Here is a 13,165-nt window from a genome sequence, read left to right as displayed (position 1 = left end):
TCTGAATTGCCGGCTTTAGCGCTGGCGACGGGCCAGTTCCTGCAGGACCTGGAACCAGGAGACGTGGTAAGCAGCTAGCGCCACCAGGATGTGGTAGAGCAAATCGGCGCATTCACTGGCGATGGCCTCGGGTTGGCGGTCCTTGCAGGCCATGATCAATTCCGCGGTTTCCTCCCCCAGTTTCTTGAGAATGCGGTTGTCGCCCCCTGCCAAAAGGTGACAGGTGTAGGAGTCGGGTTGGGGATGGTCGCGGCGTTGGCAAATGGTGTCGTAGAGTTGAGCCAGAAGAGAGGTGGGGGGCAGTTGGGGGGCGGTCTTCGGGTCATCGACGAGGTGGAAACAACTGCGGGCGCCGGTGTGGCAAGCTGTGTCCCCAACCTGTTCAACGCCAATGAGCAGGGCGTCGTGGTCGCAGTCATAGCGAATCCAGCGCACCCATTGCACATGGCCGGAGGTCTCCCCCTTGGGCCACAGGGCCTGCCGGGAGCGGCTCCAAAACCAGGTGCGTCCGGTGTCTAGGGTTTTTTGCAGGGATTCCCGGTTCATCCAGGCCAGCATCAGCACCATGCCGTCGCGGTGGTCTTGGATGATAGCCGGCACCAGCCCTTGTTCATCAAACTTAATCACATCCGGCAAGAGACGGAATTCCTGGTTCATGGTCGCCATAAAATGATATGGATGACGTTTACGCCTTATTACTGTATGACACTGCGTTCCGACGTCGCCGACCAATTTGCCGAGGAAATGGCCGAGGTCATGTTGGAGTCCCTGCGGGATTATCTCCTGGACCCGGACGTGAGCGAGCGCTATGCCCTGGATGAACAGCAGGCGGGGGAGTTAATCGAGCAGGTGGAGCAGGAATTGGTGGAGCAACTGCGCCAGCTGTATCTGGAATTGCAGGAAGCTTAGGCATGGCCGCCCCCCGCAGCCCGGCGCCCACAGTGGACATTCTCATTGAACTGGTGGACCGTCCCCATCGGCCCTTGGTGCTGGTGCAGCGGCGGCATGCGCCCCTGGGCTGGGCCATTCCGGGGGGATTTGTGGACTACGGGGAAACCCTGGCTCAGGCGGCCCGGCGGGAAGCTCTGGAGGAAACCGGATTGACTGTGCAGCTGGTCACCCAGTTCTATACCTACTCGGACCCCCAGCGGGACCCCCGCCAGCACACCATTGCCACCGTCTTTATTGCCACAGCTACGGGGGAACCCTGCGCCGGGGATGACGCCGAAGGGGTGGGGATTTTTTTGCCCTGGGAGGTCCCCCATCCCCTGTGCTTTGACCACAGCCAAATTCTCCAGGACTATTTGCAGTTTCGTTACTACGGGATTCGGCCAACGCTATGACCACGCCCCAGCCAATTCAAACGACGGATGCCCCTTGGCCAGTGGGTCCCTACCAGCAAGCCATACGGGCGCAGGGAACCTGGGTGTTTTTGTCGGGGCAAATTCCCTTGAATACCCAGGGGGAAGTCGTTGGCAAGGACATTACGGCGCAAACGCGGCAGGTGATGGAGAACCTAGGGGCGGTGTTACGGGCAGCGGGTTGTAGCTGGCAGCATGTGGTGAAAACGACCGTCTATTTGGTGGACCTGGGGGATTTTGCTGCCATGAATCAGGTCTATGCCGAGTACTTCCCGGCGGGTTATGCCCCGGCGCGCTCCTGTGTACAGGTGGCCCGTTTACCTAAAGACGTGCGGGTGGAAATCGAGGCCATTGCGGTGATGCCGACGGCTGGCTGATGGGATGGTTGTTATTGGCGCAGACACCGCCGCCCCAAGAGATTTTTCGACCCCAGGTGGTGCGGCCGCTGCCGGGGGGGTTAAATGCTGTGCCCCTGTTCAACAGCAACAGTCCGGAGCTGGTGTTCACTGAAGGCATTTTGTTGTCCACTTTTCCGCCCCAGGGGATGCGCCATCCCCATGCCCATCTCCACTACGCCTTTCGGGGGGAATTTGCCGCTTTTTTGCATCACCTGGCTGATGCCTCTGGCGCTCAGGACAAGCGCACGTTTTACTTGGGGTTTGTGCTGGGCAATCGGGGTTCCCGACCGGCCACGGTGACGCTACGCCAGGGGGCCAGTTTTCTCACCCAACCGGATGCCCCATTTATCCATCTGCCGCCCTTGGTGCCTAATCCCCTGGGCTGGGTCTATAGTGGGCCGGGCAGTCGCCTGACCGATTTCCTTCTGCGCGGGGGGCATCAACCTTTTCTGGGACCGTCAACCTTAGTTATCCCGCCCGGCGAAGAACGGCTTTTGCTCAACCAGCCCATTCCGACCCGGCGTCTTGGGATCAACCGTAATGCCCGTTCGGTGGTTTTACGTTTACACAGCGACCAACCGGTCTATGCCGCCAGTTTGGGGCTATTTGCCACCGTGAGACCCACAGGTCAGGAGGAAGCCCCTAGCTGGGAGCGCTGGCGACGGCTGTTGCGGGAGGGGCATCTGGCCGGTCCGCGGGATTTGGCCCCCACCCCTTTGGATACACCGGCGGGGGAGTTTCGCTACGGACGGGTCAGCGGGGTAGCTCTGGGAACCCAATGGCGGGCGGTGTTGACTGACCCCCAGCAAACAACCCTGGCGATTCCCCCTCCAGGTGGGGCCATTTCCTACGGCCTTAGCCTGTTACCGCGCGGGCGGATGGGGACGGGTCAAGACCAAACGGCACCTATGCTGGTACGTTATCCCGACACCGCCTACCGGACCCACGGCAACTACACTGTCCACTACAGCTTGGTCCTGCCCCTGGTCAATCGCCAAAGGCAGACGCGCCGGGTGGCCATCGGGTTGGAATCCCCCCTGAAAACCGACCGGGATGAAGGGGGACTGCGCTTCTGGCAACCACCGGCTCCCCAAATCTTTTTCCGGGGCACCGTGCGCGTGCGTTACATAGACGATAGGGGACTCCCCCGGGTGCAGGACAGTCATCTGGTATTGCGGCGGGGACAAATGCTGGAACCCCTGGTGGAAATCAATATCGCACCTGGCCAAAAGCGTTTGGTACAGGTCAGTTTGCTGTATCCCCCCGACGCTTCGCCGCCGCAAGTGCTCACCCTTCTGACGAGGGACTAACGGCTATTCAGGCTATTCACCAGTGAATTTCTTGACTGCTTCCTCCACCGCTTGACTCAATTCATCCCAGGCATTCTGAAACCCGGTTTTGAGGGATTCCCAAGCGTCATCACTTGCCTCCTTGAGGGCCGTCAGTTGCTGCATAACCTCATCTCGTTTAGCCTTGAGGGCCTCAATTTTGGCTTCAATATCCGCCTTGGCCTCTTCCGTAGCTTGTGCCGCTTTGGCCTTGAGCTGATCAAGTTGAGCGCCCAGTTTTTGCAACTTGGCTTCCATCTCCCCCTGATAAGTCAATCGATCCGACATGTTTTTACCCTCCTAGCCTAGGGAACCAATACCTAATGAGAAATAGCAACAATCGGCGCAAACTCATTAGGTAAATTACGCGGGCATGGTAGCATACTTGGACAAACTGGTCAAGTCAACAAAAGGGTTTTGACGCCAAAAGGGGAGAAATCCAGGGTGAATGGAGTGCCATCAGATAGATAGTGCAAGGGTTGTTCGTGCAGGTCGCACTCCCAAATTTCCCGCACCGCAATCTGGGGGCCAATATGCACTTGGGTCGGTTGACCATAGGCCTCGTACAGGCGCACCACAATCGCCTCAGCATCCATGGTTTTTTTGACGGCGGCTGTGATGATGTTGGGGGCGTTCAGGGTGAATAAGGGGGTCAGGGGCTGGGCCAAACAACCAGGTATGGGCAGGGGGGGATATAAAAATTCCTGCGCCCGGTGGGGAATGGCGGCCGCCTGCGCCGAACCCTGATGGGGATACAAGCGGCAACAAAATTGATGAATGCCGGTATCCGTGATGGCGCTATCGGTTAAGTGCCAGGGTTCCTGGGGGTGGGGATAATGGGCTACTCGCAGCAGGGTTAAGCCGATTGCGTGGCGGTCCACGGAAAAGCCGTACTTATCGCGACTGAGTAAAGCAACCCCCCAATCCCCCTGGGACAGGTCAGCCCAACTCAGCGCCGGAACCTCAAATTGGGCTGGGTGCTCCGTTGGGCGCTGTATCCAACCAAAGGGAATATCAAAGGTAGCTTGCTCACTGGCCAGGTCAAAAGGAAACAGCAGTTTCAAAATAAAGGGGGCATATCGGTTTTGGGTTAAGTCCACCTCCACAAAACACTCCACAAAGGGGGCGTCACGATACAGATAAAACGACTTTTTCACGTGACAGTGCAAGCCATTATCCTGGTGCAGTTGGTAACGAAAAGCCACCCCTTGTCGCCCTATCCCCCGTTCCACGACCTGGGCATCCAGCAACGGCAAAGGTGGGGCGGCGTACTGGGTGTAATCGGCGTCTATATCCCAGGCTTCCCATTGTTTAGGCCGGTCGAGAAAAAGCTTGATTTCTGCACCGACTTGCCCCGGCGCCAGCAGATTTCTCTGCAAACGCTGATCCCACAGTTCGGTCAGGTTGCCCTGGTCATCAAAGGTCAGGCGCAAACAACTGTTTTCGAGTTGTTGACCACTTGGGGGAGACCAGTCGCTAGGTAACTCCAGGGGGGTTGACGCTGGTTCTAGATGCACCTCCACCGTGCTGTAGGCAGGTAAGTGTTCCAAGTGGCATAGCACATGCACGACATCCGGCGGGTGATGTTCGGGATACAGGCTGGGAATGGGACTGCCGGCAGGCAAGACCTGGTGGGGAATCACCTGACCGTTGGCCCTGAGGCGAAATTGCCCACCGTAGCGCTCCCAAACCGTCCGGGGCACCGGCAGGAACAGCTCGACATGATCCCGGGCGTGAATGCTGTTCCCAATCGTCCAGGTCAGTTCTGAAACGACTGCCCGGCGTAGTTGGTTGACAGCCTGCCGGCGGAGCGCAGATAGGGTGGTTAGGATTTGCGCAAAGTCCTGTTGGATTTGGGGATAGGCCGCAGCAATGAAGGTCCCAGGCAGGATGTCGTGAAACTGTTGCAAAAGTAAAAGTTGCCACGTGGTTTCCAGGGCAGTTTGGGGATAGGGATGGCCCCGTAACCAGGCATGGGTCGCCAAGTATTCCGTGATGTAAAACTCCCGTTCCGCCTGGCGATGCCATTGCTTGATCCAGCTATGGGTGGTGTAGGTGCCCCGATGTTTTTCCAGATAGAGTTCCCCTGGCCACACGGGAAGACTCTCGCCGTATCGTTCAAGCGCTTGGAAGAAAGCCAGGGGACTGGTGATTTTGGGGGGGAAGGGCAACTGCAGCCGCTGCAACAGGGCGTACAGATGCAACTCCTCCCGGGTCACGCCCCCTCCGCCATCGCCGTAACCAAAGGTTTGGGCCACCACCGGCGCCACCGCCTTCTGGGCGTACTGTTGCCCCGTTCGGGTTAAATCCTGAATCCGCAACAAACCCTCCAGACCTACCGGCGGTTGATGGGCCAGCACCCGGCTACCGTCAATCCCTTGCCACCAGAACGCGTCGTAGGGAAATTCCTGGGTGTCATTCCAGTTCAGTTTCGTCGTGAAGAAGTAATCAATACCGGCCTGTTTGAGCAACTGGGGCAGATTGCCCTGGTAACCAAAGGTATCCGGCAGCCACAGCACCCGGCACTGCACCCCAAACTCCCGGCGGAAAAAGCGCTGGCCGTACACCAGTTGCCGCACCCAGGATTCGCCGCTAATTAAATTGCCGTCCGGTTCGACCCACACCCCCCCCTCGACCTGCCACCGCCCCGCCTGCACCTGCTGCTGAATCTGCTGATAGAGTTCCGGGTAGTCTTCCCGGCAATAGACATACAGTTGCGCCTGGCCCTGACAGAAACAAAACTCGGGAAATTCCCGTATCAGATTCAAGGCAATGCTAAAGGTGCGGCCCACCTTGCGGCGGGTTTCCCGATGGGTCCACAGCCACACCACATCCAGGTGCGAATGACCGATGAGATAAATCTGCGGGGTCGCTGGTGTAGGGGTTGTGTCCGGGAACGCCGCAAGCAGTTTTTGCCCGAAATCCGCTCCATGGGTCTCCATGGCAGCCAGCCATTGGCGTAAACCGGCTTCGACCCAGGGGTGGTCTCGCCAGGCCGACCGGAGCTGTTCCAGCCACACCAACAGTTGTTCCGCCTGGGGGTCAATGACCACCAATTCACTGAAACGGCACTGCTGGGGTTCGGGCCGACGACCGCTATAGGCCTGGATATCTAGGGTGAACTCCGACCCGATGTCCGCCGGCAGAACCACCAGGGGGTGATGGGCATCTATCCCCTGATAGGGCCGCCGGTTCAAAAACAGCAAACCTTCGGGAATATCCATGCGCAGGGCAATTTTGCGGTTGGTCCAACCCGGGGGTAAACTCACCCACCTGTGCCACCAAACCGTTTGGTCATCGCCCCCCCAACTTGCCGGGAGCGTCACCCTTTGCCATGCCTCGTCCTGACCCTCTACGGTGATGTGCCAGTCGGCTAAAGGCAGGACTTCTGGATAGGCCAGCTGTCTGACATGGTGCAACCACTGGGCTATGACTTTGTCAAAATTCATGGTTTTTCTGCGCTCAGGATAAAAATGGGGTCCAGGGCCACCAATACCCGCTGCATCCCCCGCGTTTCCAAACGATTGACGGCCGATTGAATCACCTCGATTTTGCGAGCTTGCAATTGGCTCAAGGTTTGCATCAGGTTGTAGAAAGCCTCCAGGCTATCGGTTGCCGTGACCACCCGCCCCCCCTGGCGCAAGTAGCCCCATGCCACCCTGAGCACCCCCTCAATGGGACGTCCCCCTTCTAAGCAAATGCGGTCCGGTCGGGGATGAATGTCGCGGAGACAATCGGGGGCATGTCCGGCTACGATGGTCAGGTTCTGTAACCCAAACCGCTCCCGATTGCGCTGGAGCAGGCCCACCACGTCCTCGTCCCGTTCGATGGCCATGACCTGGCCCTCCGAACACAGCAGCGCGCTTTCAATGGCAATCGTCCCCGTGCCGGCGCCAATGTCCCAAACCACGGAATTTTTTTGCAGGTACAGTTGTGACAGGATGAGCACGCGGGATTCCCGTTTGCTCATGGGGATGCCGGGCAAGCGCTCAAAGGCCTCATCCGGAATCCCGGCAGTCACGTAGGGCCAATCCATAGGGGGTTTAGTTCCAGTCCTCTTGAGTGATCACGCGACTGCCATAAACTTTACCCTGTTGATGAATCGCTCGGGTGCGCCGAAAGACCTCCTCCACATCCAAGCCCCAACGCTCCAAAACCTGCGCCAAATCCCGCTGAATGTCACGGGCGCCGGGAAAGTTCTGATAGCGGATGTATAGCCGCGCCCATTCTGCTAAGGTGTAATCATCGGGAGTACTGCCGAGCAACTGATCCACCACCTGCCGGTCCACGTGGTAAAGGGGGTGCTGTTGCTCCTGCGACCGGTTCATGGCTCCACCGCCTCCAGATACTGTTCCGCCAGTAAATAGGCCCCCCGCTGGCACCGCACACTCCATTCACCGCCGGGGCTATAGGCCAGGATAACCCCCTCTTCCCCCAGCTCAAGCACCTGGGGTGAGCGCAACATGGGCATCGGTTCCGCCGTCTTCACATAGGCCGGCAGGCGGACAATTCGGACCCGCTGTCCAATCCGAAACTTGGCCATACCTGGTGCTCCTTTTTTAGCTTCTAGGGTACAATCTTGCTCCCCTTGACGAGCAAAGTTTTCTGTAGGGATAATAAGAAATTGCGTTTGCTACCGGGGAGGGGTATGGCCAAAAAGAGCATGGTGGAGCGGGAGAAGCGCCGGCAACGTCTGGTGAACAAGTACCGCGCCAAACGGGAACAACTCAAGCAACAATTTGCCATGGCGGAGACGTGGGAAGAAAAGCTGGCGATCCACCGGCAACTCCAACGCTTGCCCCGCAACAGCGCCCCCAATCGTTTGCGCAATCGCTGCTGGTTGACCGGGCGTCCCCGCGGCTATTTCCGGGATTTTGGTCTCTGTCGCAATGCCCTACGGGAGATGGCGTTGCAAGGCTTGTTGCCAGGCGTAGTTAAGTCTAGCTGGTAGGTTACATAGATGGCTTTGATAGCTTTGGCCCTGTAGAGGTCATCTGATAGGATGGATTACAGGCAGCATAGACGGTGATGTCATCCCATGCCGACCATCACTATCCGGGGTGTCCCTCATGTTTATGAATGGGTGGGCAAGGGCCCGGTATTGGTTTTCATTCATGGTTGGTTGTTGAGTCGGCACTACTGGCAGCCCCTAGTGGATTTACTCAAGGATGACTTTGCCTGTGTGACCTACGATTTGCGGGGATTTGGGGCTTCCCAACCGACCTATAACCACTGCACCTTCTCCCTGGATAGCTATGCCCAGGATTTGGGGGATTTGTTAGCCCACTTGGGTATCCAAACCTGTTGGTTGGTGGGGCATTCCTTAGGAGCGAGCGTGGCGCTATTGGCAGCCGCCCAGTTGCCAAACCTGGTCAACGGGGTGATTGGGGTGAATGCGGGGGGGGGTATTTACCTCCAGCAGGAATTTGACCGGTTTCGCCGCCTGGGGGTGCAGTTGGTACGCTGGCGCTCCCGTTGGATGCAGTGGTTGCCGGGGGGTGGCTGGTTTTTTGCCCGCAGTGGGGTGGTGCGTCCCTTGCCGGTGCAGTGGGGGAAACAACGCCTGCAGGATTGGTTGCGGGCCTGTCCCCAAGCGGCTCGAGAAACCCTTTTGGCGGCTACAACGGAAGCGGAAGTTCACCGGCTCCCCCAGGTCGTGAGTCGCTTGTCCCAGCCCCTTTATTTGATTGCCGGTCAAGAGGACCCCATCATGCCGGTGATCTATGTGCGGCACCTGGCCAGTTTTCATGCCCGCTTCCAGGCTGGCGAAGATATTGTCTGGGAATTGCCCCGCTGCGGCCACTTCGCCATGCTGGAGTACCCGGAACTGGTGGCGCAGCAACTCCGCACATGGGTGCATCAGGCCACCGTCGCCCCCCAAGCTGCCTGACGTCAGGGAACCCCCTAGGCGGTCACCGGCAACCGGAGTTCTGGCCGGACAAAGCGGTAGATGCGCTCCGCCATCTGGGGTGGCGTTAATCCTAGGTCGGCTTTGGACTCCTCCGGCTGGGCGTGTTCCACCAGTATGTCCGGTACCCCAATGCGCAGCACCGGCAAGGTCAAACCGGCGTCCAACAAGGCCTCCGCCACCGCACTGCCAAAGCCCCCCATCAGACACCCTTCTTCTATCGTCACCACCCGGCCTATCTCCCGCGCCAAAGGCAGGATCAGTTCCGTATCCAGGGGCTTGGCAAAACGGGCGTTGATCACCGCCGCAGCAATTCCCTGTTCCTGGAGCAATTCCGCCGTTTGTTGCGCCGGCACCACCATCGAACCGTAAGCGACGATCAACACATCCTGGCCGTGGCGCAGCAGTTCCCCCTTACCAATAGGCAACGGTTCCCAACCTTCTTCCATCAAGGGGACACCGTAGCCATTGCCCCGGGGATAGCGCATGGCAATCGGACCCTCCGTGTACTGGATGCCCGTGACGATCATCCGCTGCATTTCTGCCTCATCCTTAGGGGCCATCAACACCATGTGGGGCAGGCAGCGCAGGTAGGCAATGTCATACATCCCCTGGTGCGTCGGCCCATCCGCCCCCACAATCCCCGCCCGGTCCATGCAGAAAAACACCGGCAAGTTCTGGATACACACATCATGCACAATTTGGTCGTAGGCCCGCTGCAAAAAGGTGGAGTAAATAGCCACCACCGGCCGCATCCCCTCACAGGCCAACCCCGCCGCCAAAGTCACCGCGTGCTGCTCGGCAATCCCCACATCAATACACTGCTTGGGGCACTGTTTTTGCAGGATGTCCAGGCCCGTCCCTGTGGCCATGGCCGCCGTAATGCCGATGATCCGGGGGTTGTCTTTGGCTAGGCGGGTGAGCGTCTCCCCAAACACCTTGGAGTAGCTGGGGGGTTTGGGTTTACTGCTGGGCTTGGGTTTACCGGTGGTCAGGTCAAAGGGGTTTTGGGCATGATACCCCACCCGGTCCCGCTCCGCCACCTCATAGCCCTTGCCCTTGACCGTCACCACATGCACCAGCACCGGGCCGCAAATTTGGTGGGCGCGATTGAACGTTTCGATCATTTCCGCAATGTTATGCCCATCCACCGGCCCAAAGTAGGTAAAGCCCAGTTCCTCAAACACCGCCCCCACCTTGGGCACCATCAGGCGTTTCATCCCCTCCTTCACGTTGTGGGCCAGGGCCTCGTCCACAAAGGGCAGGTGCTTGAACTGCTGCTCCAGGTTCTCGGTTAAAAACTGCACCGGCGGACTGTGGCGCAGCTTGTTCAAATAACGGGGAATCGCCCCCACATTGGGAGAAATGGACATCTCGTTGTCGTTGAGCACCACCAGCAGCCGGGTCTTGGGCAAATGGCCCGCGTGGTTAATCGCCTCCAGGGCCATCCCCCCCGTCAAGGCCCCATCGCCAATAATCGCCACCACCTTGAAATCTTCCCCCTTCAGGTCCCGGGCAATGGCCATCCCCAGCGCTGCCGAAATACTCGTGGAAGCATGCCCCGCCCCAAAATGGTCAAAGCGGCTTTCCGAGCGCTTCAGGTATCCGGCGATCCCTCCCTTTTGCCGCAGGGTATGGAACTGGTGGTAGCGCCCAGTAATCAACTTGTGGGGATAGGCCTGGTGCCCCACATCCCAAATCACCTTATCCCGGTCCAAGTCCAGCGTCTGGTACAGCGCCAGGGTCAGTTCCACTACCCCCAACCCCGGCCCCAGGTGTCCCCCGTTAACGGCCACTGTCTGGAGATGCTTTTCCCGAATCTGCCGGGCGATGGCCTCCAGTTGGGGGATAGACAGACCATGCAACTGATTCGGATGGGTAATTTCGCTAAGATGCACGCGCGGACTCCTTTGGCGAAGACAGCCTCAACCCACTCCCCTATGGTAGCTCAGGGCCAAGCTGCGCTCCAGGATAAACCCACCCACCTGTCAAAAAGGTTCACAGCGCACCAACCGCCCAAGGTCCTCGGCCGAAGCGCACCCCCGCCCACCGCGCCAACAGGGCCGTGCCCATCTCCCGCCATTGGGTATCCGGCAGCCGCACCACCCAGTGGGCCGGAAAAACCGTTGCCCCGCCATAGGCCCCCAACAACCAGCCCGTCAGCCCCAGCGCCAAAGCAGAACGTCCCTGCCGGTGAGCCAACGTCAAAGTCGTTACCGGGTCATCGGGGTCGCTCTGGAAATCCGCCACCGATTGGGCCAGCTCCGGCCAGGTTTGCGTATCGGCCAGGGGGTCGCCCCGTTGTCCCTGCAACGCTCCATGCAACACCTGCGCCCAGGCACTCACCACCTCCGGCAACCCCGCCGTCAGCACCATTTCTGCAACTTTGGCCGGTTCCGGGTAGCCTAGCAACAACCCCGGCAACAGCAACAGCAACGCCTCCCCCGCCATCGTCGCCACCGGTGCTTGGGCGCTTTGTCCCGTCCAGTAGCGACATCCCTGCTCTAGCCAAACGCCCCAGGTGGTATCCCCCACCCGTTGCCAGGCCAGCCATGCCCCCAAAAGACACCCCTGAAACCGGCTCTCCAGGGTCAACACTGGACCACCTGTTGGTAGTACCGGCGCAACTGGGCCGTGGCCTGGTCCCAGCCCCACCGTTGGGCCTCCTGACGCGCCGCTTGCTGCAACCGCTGCCGTTGTTCCGGGGCAGCCAACACCCGCCGGACCGCCCCAATCAGCCCCATTTCCTCCTCCGGCTCAAACAAATAACCGTTGACCCCATCCTGCACGATGTCTGTGATCCCTCCCCGTCGGGCCGCCACCACCGGACACCCCGCTGCCATCGCCTCCAGTAACACCAGCCCCAGAGTCTCGGTGCAAGACGGAAACACAAACACATCCGCGCTGGCGAAGGCCTGGGCCAGGGCTTCCCCCTCCAGGTAACCGATGAAGTGGGTGTTGGTACCCGCGAAATACTGCGCCAGCGCCTCCCGGTGCGGACCATCCCCCACCAGTGCCAGATGGGCCTCAGGCAGCGCCGTCAACAAAGGCCGCAACCGTTCGATTTCCTTTTCCGCCGACAGCCGCCCCACATACAGCAGCAGGGGAGCCTCCGGGTGTCCCCCCGTCAGCCGCGCCCGCATCTGGGGACAGTAGCGCCCCGGGTGAAACAACTCCGTATCCACCCCCCGCTGCCACAGCGCCAGCCGTTCAATGCCGTTGCGCCGCAACTCCTCCAGCATGGCCGTGGACGTACACAAATTCAGCCGCGCCTGGTTGTGTCCCATCCGCAGCAACGTCCACAGCAGCCCCTCCAGCGCCCCCAGCCCGTAGTGCGGCAAATAGCGCGGCAAATGGGTATGGTAGGACGCCACCAGGGGCAACCGGTACCACTTGCTAAACACCAGTCCCCCCACCCCCAGCACCGCCGGGTTTACCACATGCACCACATCCGGGCGAAACGCCTTGAGCTTCTGGCCAATTCCCCAGTGGGGCCATGCCAGCTTCAGTTCCGGGTACAGGGGCAAGGGCGTGCCCGCTACCCCCACCACCTCGGCACCGCAGTACTCCCGGGGTGCTCCCGCCGGGGCAAACACCAACACCTCATCCCCCATACGCCCCAACCAGCGAATCGTATGGCGCAAGCGGGTCACAATCCCATCAATCTTAGGCAGGAAAGTTTCCGTAAACAGGGCAATGCGCATCGTTTCCCATCACCAGCCGCTCCCGCCAGGCATCCTAGCGCAAAAAGGGACCGCTAGTAACGGGGAACGTTGGGGTAAACGACAAAACCAGGGCCGTACAGAGGCGTGGCGTATCCCCCCACCACCGGATAGTTCACCGCCGGCAGCGCCGTAAACCCATAGGAAAACCCCGTGCGGGAGTTGTAGTTCACGTAGGGATAAACCGTAACCGCCGACGGCAGAACCACCGGGCTGTGCAGGGGAGCCACATACACCACCCCACCGCGCGGCAGGACCGGGGAAGGAGCAAAAGGCGTCACCTGCCGATAGGGAAACACCACGGGTTGGTGGTACCAGTAGGAGCTATAACCGGGATTGGCCATCGCCGGAGCGCCCATCGCCATTGCCCCCAGCGCCATGGCCCCAAGCCACCATTTCTGCTTCATGACGCATCCCCCCTGCTGCGAGCCAACCAGTGTTCTATCTG

General features: G+C 59.6%; 16 protein-coding genes. 6 read left to right on the top strand and 10 right to left on the bottom strand.

The features are described 5' to 3' along the window. Window positions 1-15: 15 nt before the first annotated feature. Complete coding sequence (gene hisIE, locus Q6L55_03830) at window positions 16-666, bottom strand: bifunctional phosphoribosyl-AMP cyclohydrolase/phosphoribosyl-ATP diphosphatase HisIE (protein ID MEN9257845.1); 651 nt, start codon at window positions 664-666, stop codon at window positions 16-18. Window positions 667-702: 36 nt separating this feature from the next. Between hisIE and Q6L55_03825 the strand changes: the two genes are divergently transcribed. Genes Q6L55_03825 through Q6L55_03810 form a run of 4 tightly spaced genes read left to right on the top strand, consistent with a single transcriptional unit; the run spans window position 703 to window position 3,069 of the window. Beyond that, window positions 703-909, top strand: a complete 207-nt coding sequence (locus Q6L55_03825) for a hypothetical protein (GenBank protein MEN9257844.1) — start codon at window positions 703-705, stop codon at window positions 907-909. Between the two features lie 2 nt (window positions 910-911). Further along, window positions 912-1,343 carry an NUDIX hydrolase gene (locus Q6L55_03820; GenBank protein MEN9257843.1) on the top strand — a complete coding sequence of 144 codons (432 nt, stop codon included), beginning with the start codon at window positions 912-914 and terminating at the stop codon, window positions 1,341-1,343. Beyond that, the gene (locus tag Q6L55_03815; protein MEN9257842.1) at window positions 1,340-1,738 is read left to right on the top strand and encodes a RidA family protein; all 399 of its coding nucleotides are present in this window, start codon (window positions 1,340-1,342) and stop codon (window positions 1,736-1,738) included. Before Q6L55_03820 ends, Q6L55_03815 begins: the two co-directional genes overlap by 4 nt. Further along, window positions 1,738-3,069 carry a DUF3370 domain-containing protein gene (locus Q6L55_03810; protein ID MEN9257841.1) on the top strand — a complete coding sequence of 444 codons (1,332 nt, stop codon included), beginning with the start codon at window positions 1,738-1,740 and terminating at the stop codon, window positions 3,067-3,069. The genes Q6L55_03815 and Q6L55_03810 overlap by 1 nt, the downstream gene beginning before the upstream one ends. A gap of 12 nt (window positions 3,070-3,081) precedes the next feature. Here the strand turns inward: Q6L55_03810 and Q6L55_03805 are convergent, their stop codons facing one another. The 5 genes from Q6L55_03805 to Q6L55_03785 form a co-directional block, all read right to left on the bottom strand. Beyond that, window positions 3,082-3,375, bottom strand: coding sequence for a hypothetical protein (locus Q6L55_03805; protein MEN9257840.1), 294 nt, complete (start codon window positions 3,373-3,375; stop codon window positions 3,082-3,084). A 110-nt stretch (window positions 3,376-3,485) separates the two neighbouring features. Continuing rightward, entirely contained in the window at window positions 3,486-6,536 is a 3,051-nt protein-coding gene (locus Q6L55_03800; protein ID MEN9257839.1) for a glycoside hydrolase family 38 C-terminal domain-containing protein, read from the bottom strand. Continuing rightward, entirely contained in the window at window positions 6,533-7,123 is a 591-nt protein-coding gene (gene cbiT, locus Q6L55_03795) for a precorrin-6Y C5,15-methyltransferase subunit CbiT (GenBank protein ID MEN9257838.1), read from the bottom strand. The genes Q6L55_03800 and cbiT overlap by 4 nt, the downstream gene beginning before the upstream one ends. Window positions 7,124-7,130: 7 nt before the next feature. Next, window positions 7,131-7,415: a DUF3288 family protein gene (locus tag Q6L55_03790; protein MEN9257837.1), complete on the bottom strand. Its 285-nt coding sequence runs from the start codon at window positions 7,413-7,415 to the stop codon at window positions 7,131-7,133. Next, window positions 7,412-7,630, bottom strand: coding sequence for a DUF3148 domain-containing protein (locus tag Q6L55_03785; protein MEN9257836.1), 219 nt, complete (start codon window positions 7,628-7,630; stop codon window positions 7,412-7,414). Before Q6L55_03785 ends, Q6L55_03790 begins: the two co-directional genes overlap by 4 nt. Window positions 7,631-7,735: 105 nt before the next feature. Between Q6L55_03785 and rpsN the strand changes: the two genes are divergently transcribed. Together rpsN and Q6L55_03775 are read left to right on the top strand one after the other, a co-directional pair. After that, window positions 7,736-8,038: a 30S ribosomal protein S14 gene (rpsN, locus tag Q6L55_03780; GenBank protein MEN9257835.1), complete on the top strand. Its 303-nt coding sequence runs from the start codon at window positions 7,736-7,738 to the stop codon at window positions 8,036-8,038. Between the two features lie 87 nt (window positions 8,039-8,125). Further along, on the top strand, window positions 8,126-8,977 hold the full coding sequence (locus tag Q6L55_03775; protein ID MEN9257834.1) for an alpha/beta hydrolase: 852 nt from the start codon (window positions 8,126-8,128) through the stop codon (window positions 8,975-8,977). Between the two features lie 14 nt (window positions 8,978-8,991). Here Q6L55_03775 and dxs read toward each other — a convergent pair whose 3' ends face one another. From dxs to Q6L55_03755, 4 genes are all read right to left on the bottom strand, one after another. Beyond that, entirely contained in the window at window positions 8,992-10,893 is a 1,902-nt protein-coding gene (dxs, locus tag Q6L55_03770; protein ID MEN9257833.1) for a 1-deoxy-D-xylulose-5-phosphate synthase, read from the bottom strand. 100 nt (window positions 10,894-10,993) lie between these two features. Further along, window positions 10,994-11,593, bottom strand: coding sequence for a hypothetical protein (locus tag Q6L55_03765; GenBank protein ID MEN9257832.1), 600 nt, complete (start codon window positions 11,591-11,593; stop codon window positions 10,994-10,996). Continuing rightward, window positions 11,587-12,699, bottom strand: a complete 1,113-nt coding sequence (locus Q6L55_03760) for a glycosyltransferase family 1 protein (GenBank protein ID MEN9257831.1) — start codon at window positions 12,697-12,699, stop codon at window positions 11,587-11,589. The genes Q6L55_03765 and Q6L55_03760 overlap by 7 nt, the downstream gene beginning before the upstream one ends. Window positions 12,700-12,752: 53 nt before the next feature. Beyond that, the gene (locus Q6L55_03755; GenBank protein MEN9257830.1) at window positions 12,753-13,124 is read right to left on the bottom strand and encodes a hypothetical protein; all 372 of its coding nucleotides are present in this window, start codon (window positions 13,122-13,124) and stop codon (window positions 12,753-12,755) included. Window positions 13,125-13,165 lie beyond the last annotated feature (41 nt).

The sequence above is a fragment of the Gloeomargarita sp. SRBZ-1_bins_9 genome, from assembly GCA_039794565.1.
In the GTDB taxonomy this organism is placed as follows: domain Bacteria; phylum Cyanobacteriota; class Cyanobacteriia; order Gloeomargaritales; family Gloeomargaritaceae; genus Gloeomargarita.
The sequence above is the reverse complement of the archived record's forward strand: the minus strand, read 5'-3'. Positions and strand labels throughout refer to the sequence as shown.